A 16,258-nucleotide genomic window follows, 5' to 3' on the forward strand; every position below is an offset into this window, starting at 1 on the left:
GAGAGAAGGGGGACGCCACCGGTGCGGCGGGGCGGCCCTTGCACGGTGGCCCTGGCATTGGGCGGCGACCGTATCAATGGCCGGTGACGAAGCGGTTGCTCCCACGCGGGGCAGCCGCCAATCCAAAGGGTTGTGCAACAGCAGCTCTTTGGATTGGCACAGCGAAGGCAACATCATGGAACCGAAAAACATCGTTCTCAACGTCAACGGCATCGAGGTCATCTACAACCACGTGATCCTGGTGCTCAAGGGTGTCTCCTTGCAGGTGCCGCAGGGCTCCATCGTGGCCATCCTGGGGGGCAACGGGGCGGGCAAGACGACCACATTGCGCGCCATCTCCAACCTGCTGCAGGGAGAGCGCGGCGCGGTCACCAAGGGCTCGATCGAGCTGCGCGGCGAGCGCATCGAGAACCTCTCGCCTGCCGACCTCGTCAATCGCGGCGTTGTGCAGGTGATGGAGGGGCGGCATTGTTTTGCCCACCTGACCATTGAAGAGAATCTGATGACGGGCTCGTACACCCGCACCAGCAAGGCCGAGATCGCGGCCAATCTGGAGAAGGTCTACAACTACTTTCCGCGCCTCAAGACGCGCCGCACCTCGCAGGCGGCATACACGTCGGGCGGCGAGCAGCAGATGTGCGCCATCGGCCGCGCGTTGATGGCCAACCCCAGCATGGTGCTGCTCGATGAGCCCTCCATGGGCCTGGCGCCGCAGATCGTGGAAGAGGTGTTCAACATCGTGAAGGACCTGAACACCAAGGAGAAGGTCACCTTTCTGCTGGCCGAGCAGAACACCAACATGGCCCTCAAATATTCCGACTACGGCTACATCATGGAAAGCGGCCGTGTGGTGATGGACGGCGCCGCGAGCGACCTGGCCAACAACGAGGACGTCAAGGAGTTCTACCTGGGCGTGGGCGGCGGCGAGCGCAAGAGCTTCAAGGACGTGAAGAGTTACAAGCGGCGCAAGCGCTGGCTGGCTTGAGGTGCCCCCTGAGGCGCTGGCGCGCCTCCCCAGGGGGACGCACCCGGTGGACTGGCAGAGCCAGATCCACGGGTGCGCTGGGAGGGGGCCACGACGGTGGCAACGATTGCGCCACAGATGGCAAAGATAGATCAGAACTCCTTTTTTCATAGCTGCTTGCGCTTTATGGACAAGCGCTAGAGGCCCATTTCATTCACAACCACCGCATAGGAACCCATGGCATGAGCACGTTTTACGACGCCCTGGAAACCCGCGACCCTTCAGCGCGCGAGGCCGCACTGCTTGCCGCTCTGCCCACCCAGGTGGCCCACGCCCAGGCGGCGTCGCCCGCATTTGCGGGCATCTTGGCCGGCGTCGATGCGTCGGCAGTCACGACCCGCGCGGCACTGGCGCAGCTGCCCGTCACGCGCAAGTACGAGCTGCTGGAGCGCCAGCAAGCGCAGCGCGCGAGCAATGTATTCGGCGGGTTTTCGGCGCTGGGCTTTGGCGCGGGCATGCCCCGCGTGTTTGCCAGCCCCGGCACCATCTACGAACCCGAGGGCACACGGCGCGACTACTGGCGCATGGCGCGTGCGATCTATGCGGCTGGTTTTCGGCCCGGCGAGCTGATCCACAACAGCTTCAGCTACCACTTCGTGCCCGCAGGGTCGATCATGGAAACCGGCGCACATGCGCTGGGCTGCACGGTGTTTGCGGGCGGCACGGGCCAGACCGAGCAGCAGGTGCATGCGATGGCCGAGCTGCAGCCTGCGGGCTACATCGGCACGCCCAGCTTCCTCAAGATCATTGTCGAGAAGGCTGCCGAGATGGGCATGCCACTGCCCAGCGTGACCAAGGCGCTCGTCTCCGGCGAAGCCTTTCCACCCTCGCTGCGAGACTGGTTTGCCGAGCGCGGCATCGCGGGCTACCAGTGCTACGCCACGGCCGACCTCGGCCTGATCGCGTACGAGACCAGCGCGCGGGAAGGCCTGGTGCTCGACGAAGGCGTGATCGTCGAGATCGTGCGCCCCGGCACGGGCGACCCGGTGCCCGAGGGCGAGGTGGGCGAGCTGGTGGTGACCACGCTCAACCCCGACTACCCGCTGATCCGCTTTGGCACCGGCGACCTCTCGGCCGTGCTGCCCGGCACCTGTCCCACGGGCCGCACCAACACGCGCATCAAGGGCTGGATGGGCCGCGCGGACCAAACGACCAAGGTGCGCGGCATGTTCGTGCATCCGGGCCAGATCGCGACCATCGCGCGGCGTTTTCCGCAGGTGCTGCGCGCACGCCTGGTGGTCAGCGGCGAGATGGCAAACGACCAGATGGTGCTGCAGGTGGAAACCGTGGAAACCGCCGAAGGCCTGGCGCGCCAGCTGGGCGATGCCATCCGCGAAGTGACCAAGCTGCGTGGCGACGTGCAGATGGTGGCCCCGGGCACTCTGCCCAACGATGGCAAGGTCATTGAGGACGCACGCAGTTATAAGTAAGTAGGCAGCCACCCTGTGCCGCCTTCGGCGCCTCGGTGCAGCCACCAGATGCGGCAGCCCTTCGGAGCAGTCCAAGCCCGCGCAGGCAGGCTCGGAACCGCAGCTCCTCAGCCCCGGAGGGGGAGACGCCACCCGTGGCTTGGCAAAGCCAGTTCCACGGTGGCGCTGGCGTTGGGCCACGCCTGTTTCGACGATGAGGGGTATGGGCGCGCTGCAAATGCGCGCAAACGTGGGTCCTTTCCGCTCCATCCGGTGGTTTGCGGCAGCGCAAGAAGTGCCCACTTTGCGCGGCTCCAGGCCGCAGTGTTTACCCTAGCATTGCTCATATATTAATAGCACACAACGCTTTGCAGATAAGCGCTGCGAGCCTGTTTTTCTTAAAACCCATGCCACCGGTGTGCTACGTAATATCCGCAATGTTCCCGCAAACCCCCCTCGCTATCATGGCCCGTCATTCACAGGAGCAACCCATGAAAAAAACTCTGAAACTTGCGCTGATCGCCGCGGCCGCAGCCACCGCTTTTGGCGCCAGCGCCCAAGACTATCCCGCCAAGGACAAGACCGTCACTATCGTGGTTCCTTTTGCTGCCGGCGGCCCGACCGACCGCGTGGCACGTGATCTGGCCGAAGCCCTGCGCAAGCCCCTGGGCGCCACCGTGGTGGTGGACAACACGGCCGGTGCCGGCAGCTCGATCGGCGCTGCACGCGTCGCCCGCGCCGCACCGGACGGCTACACCCTGCTGCTCAATCACATCGGCATGTCCACCATGCCCGCGCTGTACCGCAAGCTCGCCTTCAGCGTACCCAACGACTTTGAATACCTGGGCATGGTCAACGATGTGCCCATGACGCTGATCGCACGGCCCACCATGCCCGCGAACAACTTCAAGGAACTGACGGCCTGGATTCAGCAGAACAAGGGCAAGATCAACCTGGGCAACGCGGGCCTGGGCGCAGCGTCGCACCTGTGCGGCCTGATGTTCCAGAGCGCCATGCAGGTGGACATGACCCCCGTGCCCTACAAGGGCACTGCCCCCGCCATCACCGACCTGATCGGCGGCCAGATCGACCTGCTGTGTGACCAGACCACCAACACCACGCCGCAGATCGAGAGCAAGAAGGTCAAGGCCTATGCCGTGACCACCACCAAACGCCTGTCCACCCCCGCCCTGAAGGATCTGCCCACCCTGGCGGAGTCGGGCCTGAAGGACTTCAACGTCAGCATCTGGCACGGCCTGTACGCCCCCAAGGGAACGCCGGCACCGGTCGTTACCAAGATCAATGAAGCCCTCAAGATCGCTCTGAAAGACCCCGACTTCATCAAGAAGCAGGAAGGCCTGGGCGCTGTGGTCGTCACCGACAAGCGCATGGAACCTGCCGAGCACAAGAAGTTTGTGCAGGCCGAGATCGACAAATGGGGCGCGGTGATCAAGGCTGCAGGCACCTACGCAGACTGATCCCTCTTCTCGCTGCAGATCACCAGGTAATTGATTCGCAAGCCGCCTCGGCCCCCAGGGTCGAGGCGGCTTTTTTATGGATGAAATCCGCCACACGCCATGGTCGGCCTTGGGGTTATCCACCTGCACCAATTCACAGGCACCGCGTAGAACAGACAGCACCCCCACACGACCGACGAAAGGACCCCGCATGACATGGCTCGCCCGTGAACGCCGCCGCACCCTTGCCACCCTGGGCATGCTCGCACTGGGCTGCGCAGCACCCGGGCTGCACGGCGCCCATGCCCAAGCGGCCTGGCCCACCAAGCCCGTGCGCATCGTCGTGCCCTTTGCCCCTGGCGGCACCACCGACATCCTGGCACGCGCCATGGCACCGGAACTCACGCGCGCATTCGGCCAGCAGTTCTTCGTGGACAACCGTGCCGGAGCCGGTGGCAATGTGGGTGCAGAGATCGTGGCCAAATCACCCGGCGACGGATACACCCTGCTCATGGGCACTGTCGGCACGCACGGCATCAACCGCGCGCTGTATGCCAAGCTGCCCTACGACCCCATCAAGGACTTTGTGCCCATCACTCTGGTGGCCGCCGTGCCCAACGTGATGGTGATGAACGCCGACAAGGCCAAGGCCCAGGGCATCACCAGCGTGCAAGACTTCATCCGCGTGGCCAAGGCCAGCCCCGGCAAGATGAACATGGCCTCCAGCGGCAATGGCACCTCGATCCACCTTGCAGGCGAGTTGTTCAAGAGCATGACGGGCACCTTCATGCTGCACTTGCCCTACCGGGGCTCGGGCCCGGCGCTGCTGGACATGGTGGCGGGCAACGCGGACGTGATGTTCGACAACCTGCCTTCGTCCATGGCACAGATCAAGGCGGGCAAGCTAACGGCCCTGGCAGTGACCAGTTCGCAGCGCTCCAGCGCGTTGCCGGATGTGCCCACCGTCGAGCAGGCCGGTGGCCCGACGCTCAAAGGCTACGAGGCGAGTTCGTGGTTTGGTCTTCTGGCCCCCGCTGGCACGCCGCAGGACGTCGTGAACCGTATCCAGCAGGAGGTGGCCAAGTCGCTGGCCACACCCGCGATGAAGGAACGGCTCTTGGCCCAGGGTGCGATCCCGGGCGGCAATACGCCGGCCGAGTTCGCCAAGCACATCGACAACGAGCACAAGAAATGGGCGCAGGTGGTGAAGACGTCGGGCGCAAAAGTGGACTAGGGGACGCCACAACCCGTCTGCACCCCACGCCTCGGGCCCGTGGATATCTGGCCACAAGGCATCACAAGGAGACGCCCTGGGCCTTGCGATCCGCGTGCGCCCATGAACGCCATGCCCACAAGATTGCGTCTGTCACGCCATGGGATGGCGGATGATGGTCTTCCATTTCTCGGGGGCCGCCCTGCGGATGTCGCTGAGATAGATCTCGTGGTGCTTGCCCGCCCTCACCGCCTGCGCGTCGATGAACTCGTGAAGGCGCTCGATGACCGGCCCCTCCTCCGAAAAGGGACCGATGTGCAACACCTGCGCACAACGCCCTTCAGCAAAGGCCTCCAGCCGCATGCGATCCACGCCCGGCAATTTCTTCTTTCGCTTCACCTCGGCCATGGCCTCGGAGATCACGTCCTGCGGTACGAAGGCAGGCTGCATGATCATCATCGTCCATTGCCACTGGGCCCTATCGTTGGCAACAAAGGCTGACATGTCATCCGCCCACCACAGGCCTTCCAGCGGCATCACCGCATAGTCAACGGCGTCCACACCCTTCTTGACCATGAATTTGGCGGTGTACGACACCGCGAACAAGGCTTCCACGGCCTGCGCATAGGGCTCCGACGTGGTGGGGTCCCCTGTGCCGTCGATCATCAGGAAGTTGAACGTGGGCACCTCCACTTCCACCACGCTCTTGTGCGAGGGTTGGTACAGAGACTTCAGCTCTTTTTTCAAGTCAATTTTTGACACTTGCTCGGCCCATGGATGCGGGGGCGCCAGAAGCGCCGCCTGAGTTTTTCAGCGATGCGTCCGCTTCTTTTTGGAGGCCGCCCCTTTTGCAAAAACCGACGTGAACATCGCGTTGAGTCCCGATGGTTGATGGCCCCCGGGCGCCATTCGCAGGCTCACACCCCCCAGACCACATCCGCCTCTTCGGCGGCGCTCTTGCGCAGCATCTCGATGAACGGCGCAGCCCGCTGGCGCAGCCGCACCGCCTCCACACCGCCGCCTTGTTCGTCCTCGTCTTCCTGGCCCTCGGCCACCGGTGGCTGGGCCTCGCTGGCCAGCACGGCGGCCTCCAGCGCGGCAATGGCGCCAGGAATCTGCGCAGCGGTCACGATGCCATTGGCGCCAGGTGTCTTGCCGATGATCTGCAGGATCTGGCGGCCCTGTGGCTCCAGCATGATCAGATCGGCGGCGGCGCGGGACTTGAATTTGTAGAGCATGGCGAAGCGTTTCCTTGGTGCGGTTTTCAGCCCGCGTAAATGTAGTCGCGGGTGAATGGATAGTCGGATTGTGCGCCGGGCATGGCCCCCGTGGCCACCTGGCCGTCGGGCTTGGCGGCCAGCATCTGGTGCAGGGCCATCCAGCTACGCTCGAACCCCAGGGCACTGCCCGCCAAGTACAAGCGGTACGCACGCAATACCTTATCACCCTGCTCTGCGCCGGACTGTGCGGCGAGCACTTCGCGCGCCGCAGGCAATTGGGCTTCCAGAGCGTCAGACCACGCCCACAGCGTGCGGGCGTAGTGTGGTCGCAGGTTCTCGGTGTCCACCATCTCCAGGCCAGCGCGGGCCGTGTCGTGCAGCACCGCGCCCACATGGACCAACTCCCCCCCTGGGAAGATGTATTGCTCGATGAAATCACCCATGCCCGCACCCAGCTGCGCGTTGTCCGCGCCGCCCGCCGTGATGCCGTGGTTCAGCACCAGCCCGCCGGGCCGCAGCAGGCGCGCCACCGTTTCGAAGTAACGCGGCATCTGCGCGCGGCCCACGTGCTCGAACATACCGATCGAGGCGATCTTGTCGAAGGGCTTTTCCACCTGCAGCTCGCGGTAGTCCACCAGCTGCATCCGCACGCGCCCCTGCAGCCCGCGCTCGCCAATGAGCCGCTGCACATGCGCATGCTGGTTGCGCGAGAGCGTGATGCCCGTGGCATCCACGCCGTAGCGCTCAGCCGCCCACAGCAGCAGGCCACCCCAGCCCGCGCCAATGTCCAGAAAGCGGTCCCCGGGTTGCAGCTGCAGCTTGCGGCAGATGTGGTCGAGCTTGGCCTCCTGGGCCTGGGCGAGCGTCAGGTCCGGTGAACGGTAATAGGCGCACGAGTAGACGCGGCGCGGGTCCAGCCACAGCGCATAGAAGTCGTCCGACAGGTCGTAGTGAAACTGCACATGGCGCGCATCGTGCGCCAGCGTGTGCACCGCCATGGAACGCGCCCGGGCCAGCACACGTTGCCACCAGCCGTGGCGCTGGTCGCGGGCAGGGTCGCGGGTGAGCAGCCCTGCAGCGGCAGCCATCAGGTCGCGCATGCCCCCTTCGAGCGCTACCCGCCCTTCCACGATGGCCGCGCCCACGTTGCCGATCTCGCCCGTAGCCAGCGCCACCAGCGCCATGCGGTCGCGAAAGCGCAAGGTGACGGCAGGCTCGGGCGCGCCCAGTTGCTGGCCAGCCGGCAACTGAACGGCCATGGGCACCGGCAAGGTCGCCAGCCGCCCCTCCAGGGTGTGCAGCAAGTGCTTCATGCAACACATCTTGAAAAGATTGCTGCACTGCGTCAACACCCCGCGCCGGCAGCAGGGTTTCGCCGGGAACGCCCCATTGACAGCATTTTGTTTAAGCCTAAACTATTTTCCCATGAACATCCTCTGCATTGGCGGCGGGCCCGCAGGCCTCTACTTCGCACTGCTCATGAAGCAGCAAAACCCTGCCCACCGGGTCACGGTGGTGGAACGCAACCGGCCCTTTGACACCTTCGGCTGGGGCGTGGTGCTGTCCGACCAGACGCTCGACAACCTGCGCGCGGCCGATGCGCCCTCGGCCGCGCTCATCGGCGATGCGTTCAACCACTGGGACGACATCGAGGTATTTTTCAAAGGCCGCAGCGTGCGCTCTTCGGGCCACGGCTTTTGCGGCATCGGGCGCAAGCGGCTGCTCAACATCCTGCAGGACCGGTGCCTGGCAGTGGGCGTGGAGCTGGTGTTCGAAACCGATGTGGCCGACGACCAGGCGCTGGCCGCGCAGTACGGCGCCGACCTGGTGATCGCCAGCGACGGCCTTAACAGCCGCATCCGTACCCGCTACGCCGCCACCTACCAGCCCGACATCGACCTGCGCGAATGCCGATTTGTCTGGCTGGGCACTCACAAAAAACTCGATGCTTTTACGTTTGCTTTCGAGCAGACGGAGCACGGCTGGTTTCAGGCACATGCCTACCAGTTCGACGCCGACACCTCCACCTTCATCATCGAAACGCCGGAAGCCGTGTGGAAGGCGCACGGCCTGGACCAGATGGAGCAGCCGGAGGCCATTGCGTTCTGCGAGAAGCTGTTTGGCAAGTACCTCGACGGCAACGCCCTCATCAGCAACGCCACGCACCTGCGCGGCTCGGCCAACTGGATTCGTTTTCCGCGCGTGATCTGCAACACCTGGGTGCACCGCGAGACCGTGGGCGGCAAGCGTGTGCCCATCGTGCTGATGGGCGACGCGGCGCACACCGCGCATTTCTCGATTGGTAGCGGCACCAAGCTCGCGCTGGAAGACGCGATCGACCTGGCCAACGAATTCGCCACCGGTCTGCCCATCGACGAGGTGCTCACCCACTACGAGGCGCGCCGCAGCGTGGAGGTGCTCAAGATCCAGAACGCCGCGCGCAACTCCACCGAGTGGTTCGAGAACGTGGGCCGCTACACCGGCATGGAGGTGGAGCAGTTCGCGTATTCGCTGCTCACGCGCAGCCAGCGCATCAGCCACGAGAACTTGCGGCTGCGCGATGCGGCGTGGCTAGAAGGCTACGAGGCGTGGCTCGCCGGGGGCAAAGCGGCCATTCCACCGATGCTCACGCCCTTCACGCTCAAGGGCCTCACCCTCAAAAACCGCATCGTCGTCTCGCCCATGGCCACCTACAGCGCGGTCGATGGCGTGCCGCAGGACTTCCACCTGGTGCACCTGGGCGCGCGGGCCCTCGGCGGCGCGGCGCTGGTGATGGTGGAGATGACCAGCCCCACGCCCGAGGGCCGCATCACCCCTGCCTGCACAGGGCTGTGGAACGATGCGCAGCAGGCCGCGTTCACGCGGATCGTGAATTTCGTGCACGGCAGCAGCACCGCCAGGATCGGCCTGCAGCTGGGCCACAGCGGGCCCAAGGGCTCCACACGCGTGGGCTGGGAGGGCACGGACGAGCCGCTGCCCGACGGCAATTGGCCGCTGCTGGCGGCCAGCGCGCTGGCCTACGGCGAGCAGAACCAGGCACCCGCCGCGATGACCCGCGCCGACATGGACCGGATGACCGCCGCGTTTGTCGACAGCGCACGGCGCGCCGTCGCCTGCGGCTTCGACTGGCTGGAACTGCACTGCGCACACGGCTACCTGCTGGCCAGCTTCATCAGCCCCATCACCAACCAGCGCACGGATGCATACGGCGGCAGCATCGACAACCGCTGCCGCTACCCGCTCGAAGTGTTCGCCGCCGTGCGCGCCGTGTGGCCCGAGGACAAGCCGCTCTCCGTGCGCATCTCGGCCCACGACTGGGCGCCGGGTGGCACCACGCCCGACGACGCGGTAGAAATTGCGCGCCTGTTCAAAGCTGCGGGTGCCGATCTGATCGACGTGTCGTCCGGCCAGACCACGCGCGCCGCCAAGCCGGTGTACGGCCGCATGTACCAGACGCCGTTTGCCGACCGCATCCGCAACGAAGTGGGCATTGCCACCATGGCCGTGGGCGCGATCACCGAGGCGGACCACGCCAACAGCATCATTGCCGCCGGCCGCGCCGACCTGTGCGCCATTGCCCGCCCGCACCTGGCCGACCCGGCGTGGACGCTGCACGCAGCAGCCCAGCTGAGCCCCGTGGCGGCCGCACACACCGACTGGCCCGTGCAGTACGCCAGCGGCCGCGACCAGATGCTGCGCGAAATTGGCAAGCAAAAACAGGTCGCAGCGCTGACTGCACAAGCGACATCAGCTACCAAAAACAGAGCATCGGCCGAGGAAGAAGGCTAGCCATGGACCTCGAAGCCCGCCTGCACGGCGCAGCCCCCAGCGAGCACCCCGAGGCGCTGCGCCTGTGGCTGCGCATGCTCACCTGCACGCAGCTCATCGAAAAGCAGGTGCGCAGCAACCTGCGCGCGCAATTCGACACCACGCTGCCGCGCTTTGACCTGATGGCGCAGCTCGAACGTGCGCCCGAAGGCATGAAGATGAAAGAGCTCTCGCGCCGCATGATGGTGACGAGCGGCAACATCACCGGCATCACCGACCAACTGGTGGCCGAAGGCCTGGTGGAGCGCCTGGACGTGGAGGGCGACCGCCGCGCCTACCTGGTGCGCCTGACACCACAGGGCCGCCAGCAGTTCAACGACATGGCGCGCCAGCACGAGCAGTGGATCGTGGAAGCGTTTGCCACGCTGGGCGAACGCGACATCGCCACCTTGCACCGCCTGCTGGGCAAGGTGAAAGAACACACCCAAGACAACTCTTTGGAGACAGCCGAATGAAACACTTCATCGGGGCCAGCAACCCCATGCGCGAGCAGTTCAACCCCGAGGCCCGCTACGTGGCCGAGCATTTCGCCTGGAGCTTCGACGGCGGCGTGGGCACCGTCACGCTCAACCGGCCGGACCGCAAGAACCCGCTCACCTTCCAGAGCTATTCGGAGCTGCGCGACTTCTTCTACGCGCTGCGGTTTGCCACCGACGTGAAGGCCATCGTCGTCACCGGTGCGGGCGGCAACTTCTGCTCGGGCGGCGACGTGCACGAGATCATCGGCCCACTCACCACCATGACCATGCCCGAGCTGCTGGAGTTCACGCGCATGACCGGCGACCTCGTCAAGGCCATGCGCGCCTGCCCGCAGCCCGTGCTGGGCGCCATCGACGGCATCTGCGCTGGTGCGGGCGCGATGATGGCGCTGGCCTGCGACATGCGCTACGGCACCCAGGCGACGAAGACCGCCTTCCTCTTCACGCGCGTGGGCCTGGCCGGTGCCGACATGGGCGCCTGCGCACTGCTGCCCCGCATGATCGGCCAGGGCCGCGCCAGCGAACTGCTGTTCACCGGCCGCGCGATGACGGCGCACGAGGGTCTCGCCTGGGGCTTCTTCAACGACCTGTACGAGAGCGCCGACCTGCTGGCCAACGTGCAGGCCACAGCGCGCACGCTGGCCGACGGCCCCACCTTTGCGCACGGCATGACCAAGACCATGCTCAGCCAGGAATGGAGCATGACCATCGAGCAGGCCATCGAGGCCGAGGCCCAGGCCCAGGCCATCTGCATGCAGACCGAAGACTTCCGGCGTGCGTACGAGGCGTTTGCGGCGAAGCAGAAGCCCGTGTTCCAGGGGGACTGAGAAGATGCACGTAGCAACGCCCCCCGCGCCCTGCCCGCCCTCCACGGCGCACCTGGCCCTGCCCTTCTTCGACGACGCCCACCGCGCGCTGGCCGAGGGCCTGGTGCCCTGGGCTGCCGCGCAGCAGGTCGACGAAACCGACGACCGCGCCGCCTGCCGCGACTGGGTGCAACGCCTGGGCGCGGGCGGCTGGCTGCGCTACTGCGTGCCCGCCGCACACGGCGGCGCCCTGCCCGCGCTCGACTCGCGCGCGCTGGTGCTGCTGCGCGAGACACTGGCCTACCACTCGCCGCTGGCGGATTTTGCGTTTGCCATGCAGGGCCTGGGCAGCGGCGCCATCACGCTGGCCGGCAGCCCGGCGCAGCAGGCGCACTACCTGCAAGGGGTGGCGCGCGGCGAGCTGATCGCGGCTTTCGCGCTGAGCGAGCCCGAAGCGGGCTCTGACGTAGGCGCTATGCAAACAATAGCTACCAGCGCTTATCCATCAAGCGCCAGTGGCCAAATTGGCTCATATTCCCTCACCGGGACCAAGACCTGGATCAGCAACGGCGGCATTGCCGACTTCTACTGCGTGTTCGCCAAGACCGACCCGGCGGGCGGCACGCGCGGCATCAGCGCCTTCATCGTCGATGCGGACACGCCGGGCCTGGATGCCTCAGAGCACATCCAAGTGATGGCGCCGCACCCCCTTGCCACGCTGCAGTTCAGCAACTGCACAGTACCCGCCACCGCACTGCTCGGTGAAGAGAACGGCGGCTTCAAACTGGCCATGCGCACGCTCGACATCTTTCGCGCGTCGGTCGCCGCCGCTGCGCTGGGCATGGCCCGCCGCGCGCTGGCAGAAGCCGTGCACCACGCGCGCCAGCGCCGCATGTTCGGCCAGACGCTGGCGGACTTTCAGCTCACGCAGGCCAAGATCGGCGAGATGGCCGCGCTGGTGGACAGCGCCGCGCTGCTGACGTACCGCGCGGCCTGGCTGCGCGACGAGGGTGAAAAGCGTGGCGGCGCGCGCGTGACTGCCGAGGCAGCGATGGCGAAGATGACCGCCACCGAAAACGCCCAGCGCGTCATCGACATGGCACTGCAACTGCACGGCGGGCGCGGCGTGGAAGTCGGCAGCAAGGTCGAGTCGCTGTACCGCGACATCCGCTCGCTGCGCATCTACGAAGGCGCCACCGAAGTGCAGCAACTCATCATCGGCAAGGCCGTTTTGCAGGAGTGATCGCATGAAAGCCTCTTCCGCACCCTCCGCCCAGCCCGACCATTTCGTGCACGACCGCCTGCCCCCACCAGACGCGTGGCCCACCCTGCACTACGATCTGCCCGAGCAACAGATCGCTGCCCAGGCCAATCTGGTGCAGGCCCTGTTCGAACAGGCCGAGCGCGCCGGTCACATTGACCGCCCCTTGCTGCGCGGCCCACACCGCACGTACACCTACCGCGACGCCTGGACCGAAGCCGCGCGCATTGCCGAAGTGCTGACGCAGGACCACGGCCTGGTGCCCGGCAACCGCGTGCTGCTGCGCGGCGGCAACACGGTGGAGATGGCGCTCGCCTGGCTGGGCACGGTGTACGCCGGCCTGGTCGCGGTGGCCACTATGCCGCTGCTGCGCGCGGGCGAGCTGGCCAGCATCATCGAACGCGCACAGCCCACGCTGGCGCTGTGCGACGGCCGCCTGCTGGTAGAGCTGCAGGCAGCGCAGGCGCAGCACCCGGTGCTGGCCACCATCGTGCCCTTTCACACCGCGCCCGACGCGGCCGACCTGATCCAGCGCGCCCAGGCCAAACCCGGCACCACGCCGCCCTGCCCCACATCGGCCGACGACATCGCGCTGATGGCCTTTACCTCCGGCACCACCGGCGCACCCAAGGCCGCCGTGCACACCCACCGCGACGTCCTGGCCGCCTGCGAGGCCTGGCCGCGCCACGTGCTCAAGGCCACGCCCGACGACATCGTGGCCGGCTCGCCGCCGCTGGCCTTCACCTTCGGGCTGGGCGGCTTGCTCGTGTTTCCGATGTGGGCCGGGGCCAGCGTGTACTTCCCGGACCAACCCTACACCCCTGAGACCATGGTCACCCTGATGCGCGATGCGGGCGTCACCATCTGCTACACCGCGCCCACGTTCTACCGGCAGATGGCACCGTTCGCCAAGCAGATCGGCCTGCCGCAGCTGCGCATCAGCGTGAGCGCCGGCGAGGGCCTACCCGACGCCACGCGCCAGCTGTGGAAGGACGCCACCGGCATCGACATGACGGACGGCATCGGTGCCACCGAGATGTTCCACATCTTTGTCTCGTCGGCGGGCGGCGAAACACGCCCCGGCGCCATCGGCAAGGTCGTGCCCGGCTACACCGCCAAGGTGGTGGACGACGAGGGCAACGAGGTGCCACAGGGCACCGTGGGCAAGCTCGCCGTCATCGGGCCCACGGGCTGCAAGTACCTCGACGACCCTCGCCAGGCCAAGTATGTGAAGGATGGCTGGAACTACCCGGGCGACGCGTTCACGCAGGACGCCGACGGCTACTTCTTCTACCAGGCACGTGACGACGACATGATCATCACCGCCGGCTACAACGTGGGCGGCCCCGAGGTTGAAGACGCCCTGCTGCGCCACCCCGCCGTGGCCGAGTGCGGCGTGATCGGCGTGCCCGACGAGGAGCGCGGCATGGTGGTCAAGGCCATCTGCGTCTTGAAGCCCGGCCACACAGGCGATGCAGCCATGGTCAAGACCTTGCAGGACCATGTGAAAGCCACCATCGCCCCGTTCAAATACCCGCGCGTGGTGGAGTTCGTCACGGCACTGCCCCGCACCGAAACCGGCAAACTGCAGCGCTTCAAGCTGCGCCAGGGCGCTGCGGCTCCTTCCTCAACAAAAACAACATGATGATGATGAACACAGTATTGCAACCCGAGGGCTGGGTGGCCCCCAAGGGCTATGCCAACGGCATGGCCGCACGCGGCACCATGGTCTTCACCGGCGGCCAGATCGGCTGGAACGCGCAGCAGCAGTTCGAGAGCGACGACTTCATCGCCCAGACCCGGCAAACCCTGCTGAATGTGCGTGCGGTGCTGGAGGCCGGTGGTGCGGGCCCCGAGCACCTTGTGCGGCTGACCTGGTATGTGACCGACCGCAACGAATACAACAGCCGCCTGAAGGAGCTGGGTGCTGTCTACCGCGAGCTGCTGGGCAAGAACTTCCCGGCGATGGCGTGCGTGCAGGTGGCGGGGCTCATGGAAGAGCGCGCGAAGATCGAGATTGAAGCAACCGCCGTAATCCCGGACTGAGCTTTTCCAGCCACCGCTGCAGAGCTTGCCCGTACAGGATGAACGCCAGCGCCGCCCCAATCAACGGCAGCGCGGCAAACACCCAGCCCGTGAGCAGCTCGCCGCCCAGCGCCACGCCCACCAGCAGCGCCACCGCAGGGTTCACGAACGAATAGCTGCCCGCCAGCGCCGCCGACGTGTTCTGCAGCAACCACAGATACGCATTGAGCGCCACCAGCGTGCCAAACACCAGCAGATAGACCCACGCCGCCCACGACTTGGCGCTGACCTGGCCCAGAGCCGAGAGCGGCTCGAACCACAGCGCCACCACCAGCCCCATCGCACCGCCCGCAAACCACTGCGCGGCCGAGGCCATGGCAGGTGCGGGCAACGAGAGCTTGCGCGATGCATACGAGCCGATGCTCCAGCACAGCGGCGCACCAAAGGCCAGCAGCGCACCGAGCCAGGTGGCCGAAAAATCGCCCTCCAGCGCCAGCAGCAGCGCGCCCACCACGCCCAGCGCCAGGCCGATCCAGCTGGTGAAAGGCACCCGCTCGCCGCCCCAACGCGACCACAGCGCCAGCCACATCGGCATGGTGGTGACCACCGTGGCCATGAGGCCCGAACCAATGCCCAGCTTTTGCGCAAAGCCCATCAGGTTCATGGCCAGGAACACCATGCAGCCGCCGACCACCGCCGAATTGCGCCATTGCACCCGCGTGGGCAATGCATGGCCTTGCCACAGCGCAATCAGCAACATCACGCCGCCCGCGCACAGAAAACGGATGGCGTTCATGAGCAGCGGCGGCATGGTCTGCACTGCAATGCCGATGGCGAAATAGGTGGTGCCCCACACCACATAGACCAGCAGCAGTGCCATGGCGACGGCCCAGCTTCGCTGTGATCGGGGTTGCGCGTTGAAAATTGCCGGCATATTCTTCACCTTACCGAATAATTTATGGAAACCGTGAGGTTTTCGGAATTTTTACCAAAATCAATCGGATATGCAAGCAAATATTCAGACAGACGACATGGACGCCAGAATTATTTCGGCGTTGGGAGCGGATGGCCGACGCTCCTATGCCGACGTGGGGGCCGAAGTGGGACTGTCCACGGCCGCCGTGCACGAACGCGTGAAGAAGCTGCTGGACAAAGGCGTGATCCGCCGTTTTTCGATCAGCGTGGACCCGGAGCGCGTGGGGCTCAACTTCACCGCCTTCGTGGCCATCCGCAACGACGGCGGCATCCATTGCCGTGACGTGGCACCGCGCCTGCGCGCCATGCCCCAGGTGGAAGAACTTCACAGCGTGGCGGGCGAATACGACTTTCTGGCCAAGGTGCGCACCACGCATGCGCGCGCACTGGAAGATGTGATCTACGAAATCAAGGCCATTGCCGGTGTGGCCCGCACCACCAGCACCGTGGTGCTCAACACCGAGTTCGAGGACCGGCCGCTGGACCTGGGCTGGATGAGCGGGGACAAGGGTGGCTGAGGTCGATTTGCAGCCGACGATTTCCAAGTCCGACAGGCTCCTA

Annotated in this window: 15 protein-coding genes; 11 read left to right on the forward strand and 4 right to left on the reverse strand. The window is 65.8% G+C overall.

What is annotated here, in order from left to right; all coding sequences use genetic code 11:
• Positions 1-175 precede the first annotated feature (175 nt).
• From ASE52_RS22830 to ASE52_RS22845, 4 genes are all read left to right on the forward strand, one after another.
• Entirely contained in the window at positions 176-985 is an 810-nt protein-coding gene (locus tag ASE52_RS22830) for an ABC transporter ATP-binding protein (protein WP_010462875.1), read from the forward strand.
• Positions 986-1,206: 221 nt separating this feature from the next.
• Positions 1,207-2,454: an AMP-binding protein gene (locus ASE52_RS22835; protein WP_057229448.1), complete on the forward strand. Its 1,248-nt coding sequence runs from the start codon at positions 1,207-1,209 to the stop codon at positions 2,452-2,454.
• 470 nt (positions 2,455-2,924) lie between these two features.
• Positions 2,925-3,911, forward strand: coding sequence for a tripartite tricarboxylate transporter substrate-binding protein (locus tag ASE52_RS22840; protein WP_010462879.1), 987 nt, complete (start codon positions 2,925-2,927; stop codon positions 3,909-3,911).
• A 190-nt stretch (positions 3,912-4,101) separates the two neighbouring features.
• On the forward strand, positions 4,102-5,124 hold the full coding sequence (locus ASE52_RS22845) for a tripartite tricarboxylate transporter substrate binding protein (RefSeq protein ID WP_057229451.1): 1,023 nt from the start codon (positions 4,102-4,104) through the stop codon (positions 5,122-5,124).
• A 132-nt stretch (positions 5,125-5,256) separates the two neighbouring features.
• On the opposite strand, the gene ASE52_RS22850 is transcribed toward ASE52_RS22845, so the two are convergent.
• The 3 genes from ASE52_RS22850 to ASE52_RS22860 form a co-directional block, all read right to left on the reverse strand.
• Positions 5,257-5,850, reverse strand: a complete 594-nt coding sequence (locus ASE52_RS22850) for a GyrI-like domain-containing protein (RefSeq protein WP_241777082.1) — start codon at positions 5,848-5,850, stop codon at positions 5,257-5,259.
• Between the two features lie 170 nt (positions 5,851-6,020).
• The gene (locus ASE52_RS22855; protein ID WP_057229455.1) at positions 6,021-6,341 is read right to left on the reverse strand and encodes a DUF1840 domain-containing protein; all 321 of its coding nucleotides are present in this window, start codon (positions 6,339-6,341) and stop codon (positions 6,021-6,023) included.
• A 26-nt stretch (positions 6,342-6,367) separates the two neighbouring features.
• Positions 6,368-7,636: a class I SAM-dependent methyltransferase gene (locus ASE52_RS22860; protein WP_057229457.1), complete on the reverse strand. Its 1,269-nt coding sequence runs from the start codon at positions 7,634-7,636 to the stop codon at positions 6,368-6,370.
• Between the two features lie 112 nt (positions 7,637-7,748).
• On the opposite strand from ASE52_RS22860, the gene ASE52_RS22865 reads away from it, so the two are divergent.
• The 6 genes from ASE52_RS22865 to ASE52_RS22890 are packed head-to-tail and all read left to right on the forward strand — an operon-like array spanning position 7,749 to position 14,743.
• Positions 7,749-10,112 (forward strand): bifunctional salicylyl-CoA 5-hydroxylase/oxidoreductase, encoded by a 2,364-nt coding sequence (locus ASE52_RS22865; protein ID WP_057229459.1) that lies wholly within the window; start codon positions 7,749-7,751, stop codon positions 10,110-10,112.
• Between the two features lie 2 nt (positions 10,113-10,114).
• The gene (locus ASE52_RS22870; RefSeq protein WP_056164186.1) at positions 10,115-10,606 is read left to right on the forward strand and encodes a MarR family transcriptional regulator; all 492 of its coding nucleotides are present in this window, start codon (positions 10,115-10,117) and stop codon (positions 10,604-10,606) included.
• The gene (locus tag ASE52_RS22875) at positions 10,603-11,457 is read left to right on the forward strand and encodes an enoyl-CoA hydratase family protein (RefSeq protein WP_056164182.1); all 855 of its coding nucleotides are present in this window, start codon (positions 10,603-10,605) and stop codon (positions 11,455-11,457) included. The genes ASE52_RS22870 and ASE52_RS22875 overlap by 4 nt, the downstream gene beginning before the upstream one ends.
• A 4-nt stretch (positions 11,458-11,461) precedes the next feature.
• Positions 11,462-12,679, forward strand: coding sequence for an acyl-CoA dehydrogenase family protein (locus ASE52_RS22880; RefSeq protein ID WP_057229462.1), 1,218 nt, complete (start codon positions 11,462-11,464; stop codon positions 12,677-12,679).
• Between the two features lie 4 nt (positions 12,680-12,683).
• Positions 12,684-14,342, forward strand: a complete 1,659-nt coding sequence (locus ASE52_RS22885; RefSeq protein WP_057229464.1) for an AMP-binding protein — start codon at positions 12,684-12,686, stop codon at positions 14,340-14,342.
• Between the two features lie 2 nt (positions 14,343-14,344).
• On the forward strand, positions 14,345-14,743 hold the full coding sequence (locus ASE52_RS22890; protein WP_057229711.1) for a RidA family protein: 399 nt from the start codon (positions 14,345-14,347) through the stop codon (positions 14,741-14,743).
• Here the strand turns inward: ASE52_RS22890 and ASE52_RS22895 are convergent.
• Positions 14,688-15,602, reverse strand: a complete 915-nt coding sequence (locus tag ASE52_RS22895) for an EamA family transporter (RefSeq protein WP_010462898.1) — start codon at positions 15,600-15,602, stop codon at positions 14,688-14,690. The two genes, ASE52_RS22890 and ASE52_RS22895, sit on opposite strands and share 56 nt — an antisense overlap.
• Before the next feature lie 151 nt (positions 15,603-15,753).
• On the opposite strand from ASE52_RS22895, the gene ASE52_RS22900 reads away from it, so the two are divergent.
• The gene (locus tag ASE52_RS22900; protein ID WP_010462900.1) at positions 15,754-16,215 is read left to right on the forward strand and encodes an Lrp/AsnC family transcriptional regulator; all 462 of its coding nucleotides are present in this window, start codon (positions 15,754-15,756) and stop codon (positions 16,213-16,215) included.
• Positions 16,216-16,258 lie beyond the last annotated feature (43 nt).

The sequence above is a fragment of the Acidovorax sp. Root275 genome (genome assembly GCF_001428965.1).
Lineage (GTDB): Bacteria > Pseudomonadota > Gammaproteobacteria > Burkholderiales > Burkholderiaceae_C > Acidovorax > Acidovorax radicis.

What these genes read in the sequence shown, in the direction of transcription:
- ASE52_RS22890 (WP_057229711.1), top strand. Translation starts at nt 14,345, where the DNA reads ATGATGAACACAGTATTGCAACCCGAGGGCTGGGTGGCCCCCAAGGGC.
- ASE52_RS22840 (WP_010462879.1), top strand. Translation starts at nt 2,925, where the DNA reads ATGAAAAAAACTCTGAAACTTGCGCTGATCGCCGCGGCCGCAGCCACC.
- ASE52_RS22835 (WP_057229448.1), top strand. Translation starts at nt 1,207, where the DNA reads ATGAGCACGTTTTACGACGCCCTGGAAACCCGCGACCCTTCAGCGCGC.
- ASE52_RS22845 (WP_057229451.1), top strand. Translation starts at nt 4,102, where the DNA reads ATGACATGGCTCGCCCGTGAACGCCGCCGCACCCTTGCCACCCTGGGC.
- ASE52_RS22855 (WP_057229455.1), bottom strand. Translation starts at nt 6,341, where the DNA reads ATGCTCTACAAATTCAAGTCCCGCGCCGCCGCCGATCTGATCATGCTG.
- ASE52_RS22875 (WP_056164182.1), top strand. Translation starts at nt 10,603, where the DNA reads ATGAAACACTTCATCGGGGCCAGCAACCCCATGCGCGAGCAGTTCAAC.
- ASE52_RS22900 (WP_010462900.1), top strand. Translation starts at nt 15,754, where the DNA reads ATGGACGCCAGAATTATTTCGGCGTTGGGAGCGGATGGCCGACGCTCC.
- ASE52_RS22885 (WP_057229464.1), top strand. Translation starts at nt 12,684, where the DNA reads ATGAAAGCCTCTTCCGCACCCTCCGCCCAGCCCGACCATTTCGTGCAC.
- ASE52_RS22830 (WP_010462875.1), top strand. Translation starts at nt 176, where the DNA reads ATGGAACCGAAAAACATCGTTCTCAACGTCAACGGCATCGAGGTCATC.
- ASE52_RS22895 (WP_010462898.1), bottom strand. Translation starts at nt 15,602, where the DNA reads ATGGCACTGCTGCTGGTCTATGTGGTGTGGGGCACCACCTATTTCGCC.
- ASE52_RS22880 (WP_057229462.1), top strand. Translation starts at nt 11,462, where the DNA reads ATGCACGTAGCAACGCCCCCCGCGCCCTGCCCGCCCTCCACGGCGCAC.
- ASE52_RS22865 (WP_057229459.1), top strand. Translation starts at nt 7,749, where the DNA reads ATGAACATCCTCTGCATTGGCGGCGGGCCCGCAGGCCTCTACTTCGCA.
- ASE52_RS22860 (WP_057229457.1), bottom strand. Translation starts at nt 7,636, where the DNA reads ATGAAGCACTTGCTGCACACCCTGGAGGGGCGGCTGGCGACCTTGCCG.
- ASE52_RS22870 (WP_056164186.1), top strand. Translation starts at nt 10,115, where the DNA reads ATGGACCTCGAAGCCCGCCTGCACGGCGCAGCCCCCAGCGAGCACCCC.